The following is a 17,025-nucleotide window of genomic DNA, read 5'->3' as shown; positions in this document are numbered from 1 at the left end:
TCAGGCGGGGTTGACCGAGACGTCGACCTGCTGGGCGAGGTAGTTCTCCATACCGACGCGACTGCATGCGTCGAGCTGGGCCTCGAACCAGTCCGCGTGGGCCTCCTCGTCGCGGGCCATGCCCTCGAAGACGTTGGCGGTGGCGTGGTCCCCGAATCCGTGACACTCGTGGGCTGCGGCGTTGAAGGTCTTGATCGCGTGCAACTCGCTGGCCAAGGCCAACTCGAGCATCTCGACGGCGTTCTCGCCGACCTGGATGTTGTTCAGCTTCTGCACGTTGGGGTGCCCGTCGAACATCAGGATGCGCTCGATGAGCTCGTCGGCGTCCTTCATCTCGCCGATCGAGAGGTCGTAGAAGACCTTCCCGAGGCGGGGCATGCCCCAGTTGTCGAGCATGCGGGCGTTGAGGAAGTATCCGTTGACGACGGTCAGCTCGATGGTGAGCGCCTCGTTCAGGAGGGTGATGACCTTCGGATCAGCTGGCTGCACGTTCGACCTCCGCGACGGTGGGGAAGGAGTCCTGCGGACTCTCGTTCCCCACAGTGTCGCAGAGAATTCGGCGCACGGAGAAGACGCAGGCACCGCAATCGCGCCCCGCCCCGGTGCTGGCGCACACCCGGGAGAGGGTCGTCGCGCCGGCCGCTGCGGCATCAGCGATCTGCTTGTCGCCGACGACGGCGCAGTTGCACACGATCACGCGGATCTCCCTTCAACGGTGAGGCAAGGCACACCTTACCCCCTTTTCGCTGGGGAATGTCACCGGGTGTTCCACATGGCGGACCGGGACGTCTCCACGGCGGGGGACGAAGGCATGGCAGGCTGTGCCCGGACGCCCATCGGGGGCGTCCGACTCACACCCGGAAGGACCGAGACGATCGTGACCGACATCCTCGACGAGCTGCAGTGGCGCGGGCTGGTTGCCCAGACCACTGACGAGACCGCCTTGCGCCAGGCCCTCGCCGACGGACCGATCACGGTGTATTGCGGGTTCGATCCCACCGCTCCGTCGCTCCACTTCGGCAATCTCGTGCAGCTGATCCTGCTGCGACACCTGCAACGGGCGGGACACCGGATCATCGGCCTCGTGGGCGGCTCGACCGGCCTCATCGGCGATCCACGGCCCACGAGTGAGCGACGGCTGAAGGAGAAGCACGAGACGGCCACGGATGTCGAGCGAATCGCCGCCCAGGTGCGCCAGATCCTCTCGGTCGACGGGGGGACTCCCCCCACGTTCGTCAACAACCTCGACTGGACCGAGCCCATCTCCGCGCTGGACTTCCTGCGCGACTACGGCAAGTACTTCCGGGTCAACCAGATGATCAAGAAGGATGCCGTGGCCGCGCGGCTGGAGTCCGAGCAGGGGATCAGCTACACGGAGTTCAGCTACCAGATCCTCCAGGCCCTCGACTACCTGCACCTGTACCGCGAGTACGGCTGCACCCTCCAGACGGGGGCCCAGGACCAGTGGGGCAACATCACGGCGGGCAGCGAGTTGATCCACCGCGTCGACGGTGGGACCGCCCACGCCCTGACCACCCCGCTGATCACCGACTCGCAGGGACGAAAGTTCGGCAAGTCCGAGGGCAATGCCGTGTGGCTGGACCCGTCCATGACCAGCCCGTACTCCTTCTACCAGTACTGGCTCAACATCGAGGACGACTCGGTGGTCCACCTCCTGAGGATCTTCACCGACCTGACCCGGAGCGAGCTCGACGAGCTCGCTCGCCAGGTGGCGGTCGAGCCGCATCGCCGTACGGCCCAGCGAACCCTGGCGACGGAGGTGACCACGCTCGTCCACGGGGCGCAGGCCACGGCATCGGTCCAGGCGGCGTCGGAGGCGCTCTTCGGCAAGGGCGACATCACGGCGCTCGAGGAGCAGACCCTCGTCGACGCCACCGGGGAGCTGCCCGGCGCCGACGTGCCGGCGGGCACCGGACTGCTCGATGCCCTCGTCGCCACGGGTCTGGTGGACTCGAAGAAGGCCGCGCGCCGGGCCATCGGAGACGGAGCGGTCTCGATCAACGGTGACAGGGTGGGGGATGAGGGCTACGTGCTGGCCGCGGGGGATTACCTGCACAACCGGGTGGCCGTCCTGCGGCGCGGTCGCAAGAACCTTGCCGCAGCACGCCTGGCCTGAACCGGTGCAGCGCGAAAGCGCTTGTCCGGCACCCGATTTGGCGTGCCACGCACCCGTGTTCTAGAGTTCTTTCTGTCAGCCCGAGAGGGAGGAACGGACACCACGCGGTGGCCCTTGGCAGGGTCACACCAAGCAGGCCGGTCCCATCGAGTTGACTCCCTTCAGATCGGACCGAGCACCCCCGGGTGAACGGAACAACCGAGTTGGATCCGAGGCAGCCACGCTGCTAAGGTGGGAAGTCGCCCCAGAGGCACAGTGGTTGTTCTCAGTGCATCCAGTTGAGGACAGCGAGTTTGACTCTGTGACGGCAAGTAGTAAGATGGAGAAGTTGCCCCTTGTGCGGTTCGCCTGGTTGGTGGGTTGTGTGGGGTGTGCGTGTGAATCTTGAGAACTCAACAGCGTGTCAAATGATCGATGCCAATACCTCGTTTCTTGGCTGATTGTTGTTGGTCACTGTGTGTGGCTGGTGATGGTTGGTCGGGGAGCATTTTCTTTGGTTGATTGAGATGATTAGCAGTTTTTTGCTAGTTGTTCTTGCTCAGCTGGGATTTTAGGCCCTTTGTTGGGTTATTGATTGGCTCCTGGTTCTGCATTTTTTGTGGGGTTGGGGGTTTTTATCATCAACGGAGAGTTTGATCCTGGCTCAGGACGAACGCTGGCGGCGTGCTTAACACATGCAAGTCGAACGGTGATGCTCCAAGCTTGCTTGGGGTGGATCAGTGGCGAACGGGTGAGTAACACGTGAGCAACCTGCCCCAGACTCTGGAATAAGCGCTGGAAACGGCGTCTAATACTGGATATGAGATCAACCCGCATGGGTATGGTCTGGAAAGTTTTTCGGTTTGGGATGGGCTCGCGGCCTATCAGTTTGTTGGTGAGGTAATGGCTCACCAAGGCGACGACGGGTAGCCGGCCTGAGAGGGCGACCGGCCACACTGGGACTGAGACACGGCCCAGACTCCTACGGGAGGCAGCAGTGGGGAATATTGCACAATGGGCGAAAGCCTGATGCAGCGACGCCGCGTGAGGGATGACGGCCTTCGGGTTGTAAACCTCTTTCAGCAGGGAAGAAGCGAAAGTGACGGTACCTGCAGAAGAAGCACCGGCTAACTACGTGCCAGCAGCCGCGGTAATACGTAGGGTGCGAGCGTTGTCCGGAATTATTGGGCGTAAAGGGCTTGTAGGCGGTTTGTCGCGTCTGCTGTGAAAATCCGAGGCTCAACCTCGGACTTGCAGTGGGTACGGGCAGACTAGAGTGTGGTAGGGGAGACTGGAATTCCTGGTGTAGCGGTGAAATGCGCAGATATCAGGAGGAACACCGATGGCGAAGGCAGGTCTCTGGGCCACTACTGACGCTGAGAAGCGAAAGCATGGGGAGCGAACAGGATTAGATACCCTGGTAGTCCATGCCGTAAACGTTGGGCGCTAGGTGTGGGACTCATTCCACGAGTTCCGTGCCGCAGCTAACGCATTAAGCGCCCCGCCTGGGGAGTACGGCCGCAAGGCTAAAACTCAAAGGAATTGACGGGGGCCCGCACAAGCGGCGGAGCATGCGGATTAATTCGATGCAACGCGAAGAACCTTACCAAGGCTTGACATATACCGGTAACACCCAGAGATGGGTGCCCCTTTTTGGTCGGTATACAGGTGGTGCATGGTTGTCGTCAGCTCGTGTCGTGAGATGTTGGGTTAAGTCCCGCAACGAGCGCAACCCTCGTTCTATGTTGCCAGCACGTGATGGTGGGGACTCATGGAAGACTGCCGGGGTCAACTCGGAGGAAGGTGGGGATGACGTCAAATCATCATGCCCCTTATGTCTTGGGCTTCACGCATGCTACAATGGCCGGTACAATGGGCTGCGAAACCGTAAGGTGGAGCGAATCCCAAAAAACCGGTCTCAGTTCGGATTGGGGTCTGCAACTCGACCCCATGAAGTCGGAGTCGCTAGTAATCGCAGATCAGCAACGCTGCGGTGAATACGTTCCCGGGCCTTGTACACACCGCCCGTCAAGTCACGAAAGTCGGTAACACCCGAAGCCGGTGGCCCAACCCCTTGTGGGGGGGAGCCGTCGAAGGTGGGACTGGCGATTGGGACTAAGTCGTAACAAGGTAGCCGTACCGGAAGGTGCGGCTGGATCACCTCCTTTCTAAGGAGCTTTACATTGCCGCCGGCCACGTTCGTGGTGGGTGGTCGTGCTTGGTTTTGTCGGCGAGTGTCCGGCAGCCGAGTGCTCTGGGTGGAACATCGATCATGACATCGTGGCCGTGCCTGGTCGCGTCCTGGTACCTGCGTCGTGCGCGCCCTGTGTGGGTGTGTCGGTGTGGTGGAACGGATGGGTCGGGTGTGGTGTGGGTGTCGGACACGTTGTTGGGTCCTGAGGGTTCGGGCGTGAGCTTGTTCCTGATGGCCAACGTGACGGCTTGCTGTTGTTTGGTGGGTTGTTGTTGGTTGTGGGCCCTGTCTGGCAGGCGAACTGCCGGCATCTGCTGTGGTGGGTGTTGGTGGGCGTGTGCGTTCAGTGCAGGGTGCTGCCCGTATGTTGAGAACTACACAGTGGACGCGAGCATCTTTGTGGCTCAAGTTTTTAAGGGCGCACGGTGGATGCCTTGGCACCAGGAACCGAAGAAGGACGTAGGAATCTGCGATAAGCCTCGGGGAGTCGATAACCAGACTGTGATCCGAGGATTTCCGAATGGGGAAACCCGGCTGGAGGCAAGTCCAGTCACTCCCGGCTGAATATATAGGTCGGGTAGAGGGAACGTGGGGAAGTGAAACATCTCAGTACCCGCAGGAAGAGAAAACAATTGTGATTCCGTGAGTAGTGGCGAGCGAAATCGGATCAGGCCAAACCGTATGTGTGTGATAGCTGTCAGGCGTTGCGCGTACGGGGTTGTGGGACCAGCGTCCCGGGACTGACATCCCGGGCGGGAGTGATAAATCTGCGTCATAGTCGAAGAGTCTTGAATGGCTCGGCACAGAGGGTGCGACCCCCGTAGACGAAATGATGTGGACTCTTGTGTTGTGTTCCCAAGTAGCACGGGGCTCGAGAAATCCCGTGTGAATCTGTCGGGACCACCCGATAAGCCTAAATATTCCCTGGTGACCGATAGCGGACAAGTACCGTGAGGGAAAGGTGAAAAGTACCCCGGGAGGGGAGTGAAATAGATCCTGAAACCGTGTGCCTACAATCCGTCGGAGCCTCCGTGTGGGGTGACGGCGTGCCTTTTGAAGAATGAGCCTGCGAGTTAGTGCTCAGTGGCAAGGTTAACCCGTGTGGGGAAGCCGTAGCGAAAGCGAGTCCGAATAGGGCGTTGAGTCGCTGGGTCTAGACCCGAAGCGGAGTGATCTACCCATGGCCAGGTTGAAGCGACGGTAAGACGTCGTGGAGGACCGAACCCACTTAGGTTGAAAACTGAGGGGATGAGCTGTGGGTAGGGGTGAAAGGCCAATCAAACTCCGTGATAGCTGGTTCTCCCCGAAATGCATTTAGGTGCAGCGTCACGTGTTTCTTACCGGAGGTAGAGCTACTGGATAGCTGATGGGCCTCACCAGGTTACTGACGTTAGCCAAACTCCGAATGCCGGTAAGTGAGAGCGTGGCAGTGAGACTGCGGGGGATAAGCTCCGTAGTCGAGAGGGAAACAGCCCAGATCACCAGCTAAGGTCCCTAAGCGTGTGCTAAGTGGAAAAGGATGTGGAGTTGCCGTGACAACCAGGAGGTTGGCTTAGAAGCAGCCATCCTTGAAAGAGTGCGTAATAGCTCACTGGTCAAGTGATTCCGCGCCGACAATGTAGCGGGGCTCAAGCACACCACCGAAGCTGTGGCATTGACGCATTGCTTGATGCACCTTGTGTGTGTCCAGGCGTGTTGATGGGTAGGGGAGCGTCGTGTGGCGAGTGAAGCGGCGGAGTGATCCAGTCGTGGATGCCACACGAGTGAGAATGCAGGCATGAGTAGCGAATGACGGGTGAGAAACCCGTCCGCCGAATAACCAAGGGTTCCAGGGTCAAGCTAATCTGCCCTGGGTAAGTCGGGACCTAAGGCGAGGCCGACAGGCGTAGTCGATGGACATCCGGTTGATATTCCGGAACCGGCGAAGAACCGCCCCTGACGAATCCAGTGATGCTAAGCGCCTGAAGTTCACCACAGGAATCTTCGGATTTCGCCGGTGGATGGAACGCGTGACCCGATCTGGTAGTAGTCAAGCGATGGGGAGACACAGGAAGGTAGCCTCCGCGTGGCGATGGTTGTCCACGTCCAAGGATGTAGGGCGAGTTGTAGGTAAATCCGCAGCTCATGTGCCTGAGATCTGATGGTGACCGCTTTTGCGGGAAGTAGGGTGATCCTATGCTGTCGAGAAAATCCTCTAGCGAGGTTCTAGCCGCCCGTACCCCAAACCGACTCAGGTGGTTGGGTAGAGAATACCAAGGCGATCGAGTGAATCGTGGTTAAGGAATTCGGCAAAATGCCCCCGTAACTTCGGGAGAAGGGGGGCCCGGACCCTGAAGCTCTTGACGGGCTAGGGGAAAGGGCCGCAGAGACCAGGGAGAAGCGACTGTTTACTAAAAACACAGGTCCGTGCGAAGTCGCAAGACGATGTATACGGACTGACGCCTGCCCGGTGCTGGAAGGTTAAGAGGACCGGTTAGCTCCCCTTGTGGGGGCGAAGCTGAGAATTTAAGCCCCAGTAAACGGCGGTGGTAACTATAACCATCCTAAGGTAGCGAAATTCCTTGTCGGGTAAGTTCCGACCTGCACGAATGGCGTAACGACTTCTCCACTGTCTCAACCACGAACTCGGCGAAATTGCATTACGAGTAAAGATGCTCGTTACGCGCAGCAGGACGGAAAGACCCCGGGACCTTCACTATAGCTTGGTATTGGTGATCGGGACGGCTTGTGTAGGATAGGTGGGAGACGTTGAAGCATGCACGCCAGTGTGTGTGGAGTCATCGTTGAAATACCACTCTGGTCGTTCTGATCATCTAACCTCGGTCCGTGATCCGGATCAGGGACATTGCCTGGTGGGTAGTTTAACTGGGGCGGTTGCCTCCTAAAATGTAACGGAGGCGCTCAAAGGTTCCCTCAGCCTGGTTGGCAATCAGGTGGCGAGTGCAAGTGTACAAGGGAGCTTGACTGCGAGACAGACATGTCAAGCAGGGACGAAAGTCGGAACTAGTGACCCGACGGTGGCTTGTGGAAGCGCCGTCGCTCAACGGATAAAAGGTACCCCGGGGATAACAGGCTGATCTTCCCCAAGAGTCCATATCGACGGGATGGTTTGGCACCTCGATGTCGGCTCGTCGCATCCTGGGGGTGGAGTATCTCCCAAGGGTTGGGCTGTTCGCCCATTAAAGCGGCACGCGAGCTGGGTTTAGAACGTCGTGAGACAGTTCGGTCCCTATCCGCTGTGCGCGTAGGAAACTTGAGAGAGGCTGACCCTAGTACGAGAGGACCGGGTTGGACGAACCTCTGGTGTGTGAGTTGTTCTGCCAAGAGCACCGCTCATTAGCTACGTTCGGGAGTGATAACCGCTGAAAGCATCTAAGCGGGAAGCATGTCTCAAGATGAGGTTTCCATGGACTACGGTCCGAGAGGCTCCCAGTAGACGACTGGGTTGATAGGCCAGATGTGGAAGTGCAGCAATGCATGGAGCTGACTGGTACTAATAAGCCGATGACTTGATACACACACAACCCCGCCACTTGGTGGTGGGGTTGTGTAAAAGAAGTAGTGCTACGCGTCCACTGTGCAGTTCCCGAGATACGGTCAGCCACCGTGTCTTCCACCCCCCTTCACCCAGGGGGCCACGGGAGAGACTGCAATCGTATTTCCATAGAGTTACGGCTGTCATAGCGAAAGGGAAACGCCCGGTCCCATTCCGAACCCGGAAGCTAAGCCTTTCAGCGCCGATGGTACTGCACTGGAGACGGTGTGGGAGAGTAGGACGCAGCCGGACAACCATTCCACGAAAGCCCCCGACCACCCGTCGGGGGCTTTCGTACGTCCACACGACCGGAAACAACACGGCACGCGAGAAGAGCCCGCGGGCCGACGCGTTGTTGCATCAGCCGGCGCGGCAGGCAAGTGTGGAGCATGAGGGCCACCCCGTGGCAGAGAGAGGGTTGAACAGTGGACGAGAAGCGCAGCGGACCGCAGCGTGGACGAGCTGACGGTGGCGGACGCGGACGGGATCGCCCCCAGGGCGGTCGGTCCGGAGGCCGCCATGGGGGACGTGACGGTTCCGCGAGTCGGCGTGACGACCGGCGAGGTGGTGCGGCTCGGGACGAGCGGGACGCCCGATCAACCCGTCCCGAGCGGGCCGGTGGCGGCAGGGGCGAGGAGGACCGGGGTGGGTCGCGTCTGGTCCCCAAGGAGGGTCGCAAGCCCGAGCCGGCGATCTCGCCCGAGGTCACGGGAGCGGAGCTGGACCGGGGGGTGCGCCAGCAGCTGCGGACCCTGAGCAAGGAGAACGCCGACGGCGTCGCCCAGCACCTGGTGATGGTGGCCCTTCTCCTCGAGGCGGAGGACATGGACGGCGCCCTGGCCCACGCCGAGACCGCTACGCGTCGGGCTGGGCGTGTTCCTGCGGCGCGTGAGGCCCTGGGCTTCGTCGCCTACCGCATGGGGGACTACGCCCGCGCACTCACCGAGTTCCGCACGGTCCGCCGTCTGAGTGGGTCCTCGCACCTGTTGCCGCTCATGGTCGACTGCGAGCGGGGCCTGGGGCGCGCGGAGCGAGCGCTGGAGCTGCTCGGGTCGCCGGAAGCACGGTCCCTGGGCCAGGAGGAGCAGGTCGAGCTGCTCATCGTCGGTTCCGGTATCCGCCGCGACATGGGCCAGCCGCAGGCTGCGGTCCTCGCGCTGCAGGGCCAGGTCGACAAGGTCAGGGACAGGCCGTGGGCCGCACGGGTCTGGTACGCCTATGCCGATGCACTTCTCGAGGTGGGCCGCACCGACGAGGCACGCGAGTGGTTCAGCCGGGCCGCAGTGGCCGACCAGGACGGCGAGACCGACGCGGTTGAGCGCATCGACGAGATCGACGCGCAGGAGCCCCAGGAGTGACCCGACTCGTCGACCGCTTCGATGCCCTCATCTGCGACGTGGACGGCGTCGTCGTCTCCGGGGCGTCAGCGGTCGGACACGCCGTCGAGGTGTTGAACTCCCTGGAGCCGCCGGTCGTCTTCGCGACGAACAACGCCTCACGAACGCCGGCGGAGGTCGCCGCGATGGTGGGAGGTCACGGTGTCCACACCAGTGCTGAGCGTGTCCTCACCTCATCCCTGGCCGCTGCCCGTGAGGTCGCGAACCTGGTGCACCCCGGGGCCGCGGTCATGGCCATCGGGGGGCCGGGGGTGGCCGCCTCCCTTCGCTCGGTCGGTCTCGAGCCCCGATCACCGCAGGACGAAGGGGAGGTCTCGGCCGTCGTGCAGGGGTACGGACCGCAGGTCACGGCTGCGGACCTGGGAGCCGCAGCTGTGGCGATCCGGTCCGGCGCCCGATGGTTCGCGACGAATGCGGACCTGACCCTCCCGACGGAGCGAGGCGTCCTGCCCGGAAACGGGTCGCTCGTGGCTGCCGTTCGAGGAGCCGTCGAGGTCGACCCCGTGGTCATCGGGAAGCCGGGGCCGACGATGTACGCCATGGCCGCCGACCTCGTCGGTGTGCGGGCGACCCGGATGCTGGCGCTCGGCGACCGCCTCGAGACCGACATCGCGGGAGGTGCTGCAGCCGGAATGCCCGGGGCGCTCGTCCTCACCGGTGTCCACGGACCGATGGATGCCGCCGGCGCACCCCCGGAGAGCCGGCCGGTGTATCTGTTGGCGGATCTGCGTGATCTGGTGGAGCACTACCCCGAGAGGGTCAGGGACGGTGACTGGTACCACCGGGGGGACGCCCGGGCCAGGTGCGGGGACGATCTCGACGTCCGGGGCCGCGGGATCAACGCGGTCCGGGCCGGTCTGGACGCTCTGTGGGCCGCCGTCGACGCGGGACGGATCACCTCGCAGGACGCTCGCTCGCTGATGGGCAACAGGTAGCGTGGACCGGTAGTCGACACGAGGAGTGACGTGGACCCCGTACGCCGAACGATCCATCTTGGACTGAAGATGGCCGAGACGACCCTGGACCGGACCTTGGACGTCGTCCGCCTCGTGGACACCCTGCTCGTGGCCTCCGCCGTTCCGCGCGAGCGTGGGTCGACGGGCGATGACCGCGAGCCCGTGTGGCCCGAGGAGGAGCAGGCGGACCTCGACGTGCTGAGTGCCACCCTGCGGGCCCGCAAGGAGCCCGCGTCCGGCGCTGACACGCCCACGGCTGCGAAGAAGACGGCTCCGGCCGCGAAGCAGCCAGTGACGGCAGCAGCAGGGAAGAAGACGTCCTCCACGCAGACGGCTCCGGCGACGACGACCGGCACGAAGAAGGGCGCCACGAAGAAGAGCGCCACGAAGAAGAGCGCCACGAAGAAGAGCGCCACGAAGAAGAGCGCCACGAAGAAGAGCGCCACGAAGAAGAGCGCTGCGAGGAAGACCCCGGCAGCGACGACGGCCAGGACGTCGACTGCGAAGAAGACGTCCGCAACGACGGCGTCGACGAAGGCGGCCCCGGCGAAGAGCGCTGGGAAGAAGAGCGCCAGGAAGAAGAGCGCTGGGAGGAAGACGGCCGCGACGAAGGCCGCCACGAGCAAGAGCTCTGTGAAGAAGGCCACCGCACGTCCCGAGTCACCCGGCATCGTCGTCGTCCCGGATGCCTGAGCCCATGGACCCCTCCGAGAACGCACCCCTGCCCGGGGCCCCGACGAGACCGCCGGAGACCGGGGACATCGTGGTCGATGCGACCTTGCGCGACCTCGCTGCCGTCGATGCCACGGACCTGCCGGCCACGCTGGCCGCCGGGGAGTCGGTGCACGCGACGCTGACTGCGCGCCTGTCCGACCTCGGCACCTGAGTGGCTGCGGACCTCCGGCTGGACGTCGCCCTCGTCGAGCGTGGCCTCGCCCGCAGCCGCACCCGGGCCCGCGCGCTCATCGCAGGGGGTGAGGTGCTGGTCGACGGGGTCACGGTCACCAAGGCCTCCGTGCGCGTCACCTCCGCGAGCGAGGTGATCGTCTCCGTCGGCGCCGACCGGTGGGTCGGGCGGGCCGCACTCAAGCTCGTGGGTGCCTTCGAGGACTTCGACCTGGAGGTCGCGGGCCGACGGTGCCTGGACATCGGAGCCTCGACGGGCGGCTTCACGCAGGTTCTCCTCGAACACGGTGCGGACCACGTGACGGCACTCGACGTCGGCCACGACCAGCTCGTGCCGGAGCTCGAGGCGGACCCGAGGGTCGACGACCGCAGCGGCACGACCATCCGCGGGTTGACCCCGACCGACATCGGCGGGCCCGTCGAGGTGGCCGTCGGTGACCTGAGCTTCATCTCCCTTCGCCTCGTGCTGGCCGAGGTCGCAGGCCTGCTCACCGACGACGGCGAGGCCGTGCTGCTCATCAAGCCGCAGTTCGAGGTCGGCCGCGAACGCATCGGTCGTCGAGGGGTGGTGCGGTCCCCGGCGGCCCGCGCCGAGGCGATCGCCTCCGTCCTGGGTCGGGCAGCCGAGGTCGAGCTGGCCGTGCTGGGTCTGACGGCGAGCCCGGTGCGCGGGGGAGAGGGAAATCATGAGTACCTCGCGCACCTCACCCGCCGCACCGACGTCGGTCTGACGTGGCAGGCTCAGCAGATGAGGATCAGCGACCTGGTGCAGGAGGAGGACACGTGAGCGACCAGCGACGAGTGCTCCTGATGACCCACCCCGGTCGCCCGGAAGCGCTCGAGGTGGCCATCGGGGTTGCCGAGCGTCTGGCCGAGGCCGGCATCGAGGTCCGGGTTCCCGCCGGGGAGATCGCCGAGAGCGTCCTGGGTCAGCACCCCGTCTCCGTGGTCCACGATGGCGATGATCCGGCGGGCCGTGTCGAGCTCGTCGTCGTCCTCGGCGGCGACGGCACGATCCTGCGTGGCGCGGAGACCGCCCGCGGTGCCGGCGTGCCGGTCCTGGGGGTCAACCTCGGTCACGTGGGCTTCCTCGCCGAGGCCGAGCGCGAGGACGTCGACGCGACCGTCGAGCACATCGTCGACCGCGCCTACCGTGTCGAGGAGCGCATGGCCCTCGACGTCGTGGCGACGCTGGACGGTCAGGAGATCGCCCGCACCTGGGCGCTGAACGAGGCCACGGTCGAGAAGGCCTCGCGCGAACGCGTGCTCGTCCTCACCGTGGAGATCGACGGGCGGCCCCTGTCGACGTGGGGCTGCGACGGCGTCGTGATGGCCACGCCGACCGGATCCACCGCCTACGCCTTCTCGGCCGGCGGCCCGGTCGTGTGGCCGGGTGTGGATGCCATGCTCGTCGTGCCGATCAGCGCGCACGCGCTCTTCGCCCGTCCGCTCGTCGTGGCCCCGACGTCGGACCTGGCCGTCGATCTGGTCCCCGGGACCGAAGGGCACGGGGTCCTGTGGTGCGATGGTCGGCGGGCGGTGGACCTGCCGCCCGGCGCCCGTGTCGAGGTCAGTCGCTCTGCCGAGCCGGTACGCCTGGCCCGATTGAGTGACTCGCCGTTCACCGATCGCCTCGTCGCGAAGTTCGATCTTTCCGTGCACGGCTGGCGCGGGCGACGCCAGAGCCAGCAGGAGGCGTGACGCATGCTGCGTGAGCTGCACATCCGCGATCTCGGCGTCATCGAGGACGCGACGCTGCCACTGGATCCCGGCCTCACCGTCGTCACGGGGGAGACCGGCGCGGGCAAGACCATGGTCGTCACCGGTCTCGGGCTCGTCCTCGGCGGGCGTGCCGATGCCGGTCTGGTCCGCGCCGGCCGTGACGAAGCGGTCGTCGAGGCGGCCCTCGAACTGGATCCGCTGCACCCGGCACGCGCCCGGGCCGCGGAGGCCGGCGCCGCCGCGGACGAGGACGAGCTGCTGCTCGCTCGCACGGTCTCGGCGACCGGGCGGTCCCGGGCCCACGTCGGTGGTCGGCGGGCTCCGATCGCGACGTTGAGCGACCTGGCGGAGCAGCTCGTGGCCGTCCATGGCCAGGCGGACCAGTGGCGTCTGCGTCGGCCGGCGCAGCACCGGATGCTGCTCGACACCTTCGGCGGCGAGGCAGTGGCCGGCCCACTGCAGCAGGTGGCCCACCTCTACACGACGTGGCAGGAGGCGAAGGGGGAACTGGCGGAGCTCGTCGAGGGCGAACGCGCCCGCCTGCAGGAGGTCGAGCTGCTGACCCACCAACTGGAGCAGATCGACGCCGTCGACCCCCAGGCCGGTGAGGACACGGAGTTGGCCCGGGAGGCGGAGCTCCTCGGTAACGCCGAGGACCTGCGGGTGGGAGCCGACCGGGCCCACCGACTGCTGTCGGACCCGGACAGCTTCAGCGGCGACGACGTCGTGGGGCGGATCGCCCGGGCCGGTGACGAGCTCTCCAGGATCGTCGGGCACGATCCCCGGTTGGCCGAGGTCCACGGCCGGCTCGGGGAGCTCGGCGTGCTCGCCGCGGACGTCGCCGGTGAGCTGTCCGCCTATGCGGCCGACATCGAGGCCGACCCGGCACGCCTGGGTGTCGTACAGGAGCGCCGGGCCGCCCTGACCGACCTGACCCGTCGCTACGGCGAGGACATCACGGCCGTCCTCGCCCACCGCGAGGGCTCCCGGCAACGCCTGCTGACCCTCGAGGGAGCCGACGCGCGCATCGAGGAGCTCAGCGGCCACGTCGACGGCCTGGCCAGCGACCTCGGCCCGGCCCTCGATCGGCTCACGGCGGCGCGCGCTGCGGCCGCGGCTGCCCTGGCCGAGACCGTCGAGGGTGAGCTGGCCCGTCTGGGGATGGACCGTGCTCGCGTGGAGATCGTGGTCGGGGCCCGTACCGACGACGGGGGCGTCAGGCTTCCGGGGCCGGAGGGGGAGCGCACCGTCTCTGCGGATGGCGCCGACTCGGTCGAGATCCGGGTCGCCGCCAACCGAGGGGACCCGCCACGCTCGGTGAGCAAGGCCGCCTCCGGCGGTGAGCTCTCCCGGATCATGTTGGCCATCGAGGTCGCCACGGCCGGCTCCGGCCGGGCGCAGGTGCCCACCTTCGTGTTCGACGAGGTCGATGCCGGTGTGGGTGGACGTGCCGCCCTGGACGTCGGCGCCCGTCTTGCCGCACTGGCCCGCACGAGCCAGGTGATCGTCGTCACCCACCTGGCCCAGGTGGCCGCCCATGCCGACCGGCACCTGGTCGTGCACAAGAGCCACGACCAGCAGGTCACGTCCAGCGACGTACGTGCCGTCGAGGGACAGGACCGCCTGGGGGAGCTCTCCCGGATGATGGGCGGTGGGGACACCGAGATCGGCCTCACGCACGCCCGCGAGCTGCTCGAGCAGTGCCGCGGGACGCTCTCCCGACCCTCTTGAGGTGACGTCACGAGTGGGCGAGCGACTCGTGGCGCCCCGAGGTACGAAGAACCGCTCCCGTGACGTAGAGTGAAAGCCCGTGGTGGCACTGACGAAACACATCTTCGTGACCGGAGGAGTTGTCTCCTCACTCGGCAAGGGTCTGACGGCGTCCAGCCTGGGGCACCTGCTTCGGGCGCGTGGCCTCTCGGTCACGATGCAGAAGCTCGATCCGTACCTCAACGTGGACCCGGGGACGATGAACCCCTTCCAGCACGGGGAGGTCTTCGTCACCGAGGACGGGGCGGAGACCGATCTCGACATCGGTCACTACGAGCGATTCCTCGACCGGAACCTCGACGGCGCGGCCAACGTCACGACCGGCCAGGTCTACAGCCGGGTCATCGCCCGGGAGCGCAAGGGGGAGTACCTCGGCGACACCGTGCAGGTCATCCCGCACATCACCAACGAGATCATCTCGCGGATGCGCGCACCCGCGGCGGGCAGCCCCGGTGTCGAGGACGTGAGCGCACCGGACATCATCATCACCGAGATCGGTGGCACCGTCGGTGACATCGAGTCCCTGCCCTTCCTCGAGGCCGCCCGACAGGTGCGGCACGAGCTCGGCCGGGACAACTGCTTCTTCCTGCACGTCTCGCTCGTGCCCTTCATCGCCCCGAGCGGCGAGATGAAGACGAAGCCGACGCAGCACTCCGTCGCCGCGCTGCGCCAGGTCGGCGTCCAGCCGGACGCCATCGTCCTGCGTGCGGACCGGGAGATCTCCGCCGACATCAAGCGCAAGATCTCGATGAGCTGTGACGTCGACAAGGACGGGGTGGCAGCCTGCGTCGATGCCCCGAGCATCTACGACATCCCCAAGGTGCTGCACCGCGAGCGACTGGACACCTTCGTCATCCGCCGTCTCGGCGTGAACTTCACCGACGTCGACTGGGACAGCTGGGACACCCTGCTGCGCCGGGTGCACCAGCCCGCCCACGAGGTCGAGATCGCGCTCGTCGGCAAGTACATCGACCTCCCGGATGCCTACCTGTCGGTCACCGAGGCGTTGCGCGCCGGTGGCTTCCACAACGACGCCAGGGTGCGTATCCGCTGGGTCCCCTCGGACGACTGCGAGACCGAGGCCGGGGCCACCAGGGCCCTCGGCGGGGTCGACGCGATCCTCGTCCCCGGCGGCTTCGGTGTCCGGGGGATCGAAGGCAAGCTCGGCGCGCTGCGCTGGGCCCGTGAGCGTCAGGTGCCCACCCTGGGCATCTGCCTCGGCCTGCAGTGCATGGTCATCGAGTACGCGCGCAACGTGGCCGGGATCGAGGGGGCGAGCTCGACCGAGTTCGACAACGCGTCGGTCGCACCGGTCATCGCGACGATGGAGGAGCAGAAGTCCTTCGTCGACGGTGAGGGCGACCTCGGCGGAACCATGCGTCTGGGCTCCTACCCGGCCGACCTGCGGGAGGGCTCGGTGACGGCGCAGGCCTACGGCTCGACCACGGTCACCGAGCGCCACCGCCACCGCTACGAGGTCAACAACGGCTACCGGGCCCAGCTCGAGGAGGCCGGCCTTGTCGTCAGCGGCACGCACCCGCAGCTGGGGCTCGTCGAGTTCGTCGAGCTGCCCCGCCAAGTGCACCCGTACTACGTGTCCACCCAGGCACACCCCGAGTTCAAATCGCGACCGGACAGGGCACACCCGCTCTTCAGTGGCCTCGTGGGCGCCGCCGTGCAGGCCCAGCGCGACTCCCGACTCGTCGAGGTCGAGCCGCCGACCGAGGCGTCGCTCGTCGCGGACGAGACGGCCTGAGGTGATCGAGCACCCGCCCCTGCGCGACGAGATCGTCCCCTCGCCGGTGGTCGACAGCGAGATCGTCTTCAACGGTGTCGTGTGGGACGTGCGCCGGGAGGCCTTCGACCTCGAGGGGGAGCGCCTGGTGCGGGAGGTCATCGACCACCCGGGCGCCGTTGCCGTGCTCGCGCTCGACGAGGAGGACCGGGCGCTGCTCATCCGTCAGTACCGACATCCGATCTCGTCCCATGAGTGGGAGATCCCTGCCGGACTGCTCGACATCGCCGGTGAGGACCCGCTTCTCGCGGCGCAGCGCGAGCTGGCCGAGGAGGCCGATCTCGTCGCCGAGCACTGGGCGGTGCTGGTGGACTACTTCAGCTCGCCCGGCGGATTGAACGAAGCGCTGCGCGTCTACCTCGCGCGCGGCCTGAGCGAGGTACCCGACGCGGAGCGGCATGCGCGCACGGGCGAAGAGGCGCGCATCGTCCACCGCAGGGTGCCCCTCGACGAGGTGGTCGATGCCGTGCTCGCCGGGCACGTGCACAACTCCACGCTCGTCATCGGCGTCCTCGCGGCCCAGCGGATGCGCGACCGCGGCTGGACCTCCCTTCGTCCGGCCGACGGTCCGTGGCCGCAGCATCCGCGCAACCGCGACCACTCCTGACATCCGTAGGATGGACCACGCCCGACG

General features: G+C 65.5%; 11 protein-coding genes and 3 rRNA genes. 12 read left to right on the top strand and 2 right to left on the bottom strand.

Going from position 1 to position 17,025, the window contains the following annotated elements; genetic code table 11:
* The gene (gene bfr, locus V1351_RS09465) at positions 1-489 is read right to left on the bottom strand and encodes a bacterioferritin (RefSeq protein ID WP_338747905.1); all 489 of its coding nucleotides are present in this window, start codon (positions 487-489) and stop codon (positions 1-3) included.
* The gene (locus V1351_RS09460; protein WP_338747904.1) at positions 476-697 is read right to left on the bottom strand and encodes a (2Fe-2S)-binding protein; all 222 of its coding nucleotides are present in this window, start codon (positions 695-697) and stop codon (positions 476-478) included. Before V1351_RS09460 ends, bfr begins: the two co-directional genes overlap by 14 nt.
* A gap of 180 nt (positions 698-877) precedes the next feature.
* On the opposite strand from V1351_RS09460, the gene tyrS reads away from it, so the two are divergent.
* The 12 genes from tyrS (at position 878) to V1351_RS09395 (ending at position 16,998) form a co-directional block, all read left to right on the top strand.
* Positions 878-2,137: a tyrosine--tRNA ligase gene (gene tyrS, locus V1351_RS09455; RefSeq protein ID WP_338747903.1), complete on the top strand. Its 1,260-nt coding sequence runs from the start codon at positions 878-880 to the stop codon at positions 2,135-2,137.
* A 620-nt stretch (positions 2,138-2,757) separates the two neighbouring features.
* Positions 2,758-4,284 (top strand): 16S ribosomal RNA (locus V1351_RS09450).
* A gap of 428 nt (positions 4,285-4,712) precedes the next feature.
* Positions 4,713-7,827 (top strand): 23S ribosomal RNA (locus V1351_RS09445).
* A gap of 153 nt (positions 7,828-7,980) precedes the next feature.
* A 5S ribosomal RNA gene (gene rrf / locus V1351_RS09440) occupies positions 7,981-8,097 on the top strand.
* The 16S, 23S and 5S rRNA genes sit together here, the layout of an rRNA operon.
* A gap of 479 nt (positions 8,098-8,576) precedes the next feature.
* On the top strand, positions 8,577-9,203 hold the full coding sequence (locus tag V1351_RS09435) for a tetratricopeptide repeat protein (protein WP_338747902.1): 627 nt from the start codon (positions 8,577-8,579) through the stop codon (positions 9,201-9,203).
* Positions 9,200-10,177 carry an HAD-IIA family hydrolase gene (locus V1351_RS09430; protein WP_338747901.1) on the top strand — a complete coding sequence of 326 codons (978 nt, stop codon included), beginning with the start codon at positions 9,200-9,202 and terminating at the stop codon, positions 10,175-10,177. The genes V1351_RS09435 and V1351_RS09430 overlap by 4 nt, the downstream gene beginning before the upstream one ends.
* A gap of 718 nt (positions 10,178-10,895) precedes the next feature.
* The gene (locus tag V1351_RS09420) at positions 10,896-11,084 is read left to right on the top strand and encodes a hypothetical protein (RefSeq protein WP_338747899.1); all 189 of its coding nucleotides are present in this window, start codon (positions 10,896-10,898) and stop codon (positions 11,082-11,084) included.
* Complete coding sequence (locus V1351_RS09415; RefSeq protein WP_338747898.1) at positions 11,085-11,891, top strand: TlyA family RNA methyltransferase; 807 nt, start codon at positions 11,085-11,087, stop codon at positions 11,889-11,891.
* Complete coding sequence (locus V1351_RS09410; RefSeq protein ID WP_338747897.1) at positions 11,888-12,805, top strand: NAD kinase; 918 nt, start codon at positions 11,888-11,890, stop codon at positions 12,803-12,805. Before V1351_RS09415 ends, V1351_RS09410 begins: the two co-directional genes overlap by 4 nt.
* Positions 12,806-12,808: 3 nt before the next feature.
* Positions 12,809-14,557, top strand: a complete 1,749-nt coding sequence (gene recN, locus V1351_RS09405; RefSeq protein ID WP_338747896.1) for a DNA repair protein RecN — start codon at positions 12,809-12,811, stop codon at positions 14,555-14,557.
* A gap of 79 nt (positions 14,558-14,636) precedes the next feature.
* On the top strand, positions 14,637-16,352 hold the full coding sequence (locus V1351_RS09400; RefSeq protein WP_338747895.1) for a CTP synthase: 1,716 nt from the start codon (positions 14,637-14,639) through the stop codon (positions 16,350-16,352).
* 1 nt (position 16,353) lies between these two features.
* Complete coding sequence (locus V1351_RS09395; RefSeq protein WP_338747894.1) at positions 16,354-16,998, top strand: NUDIX hydrolase; 645 nt, start codon at positions 16,354-16,356, stop codon at positions 16,996-16,998.
* The last annotated feature ends 27 nt before the right edge of the window (positions 16,999-17,025 follow it).

Origin of the sequence: Janibacter sp. A1S7 (assembly GCF_037198315.1) — a bacterium.
In the GTDB taxonomy this organism is placed as follows: Bacteria; Actinomycetota; Actinomycetes; order Actinomycetales; family Dermatophilaceae; genus Janibacter; species Janibacter alittae.
This window is presented reverse-complemented; position numbering and strand designations above follow the sequence as displayed.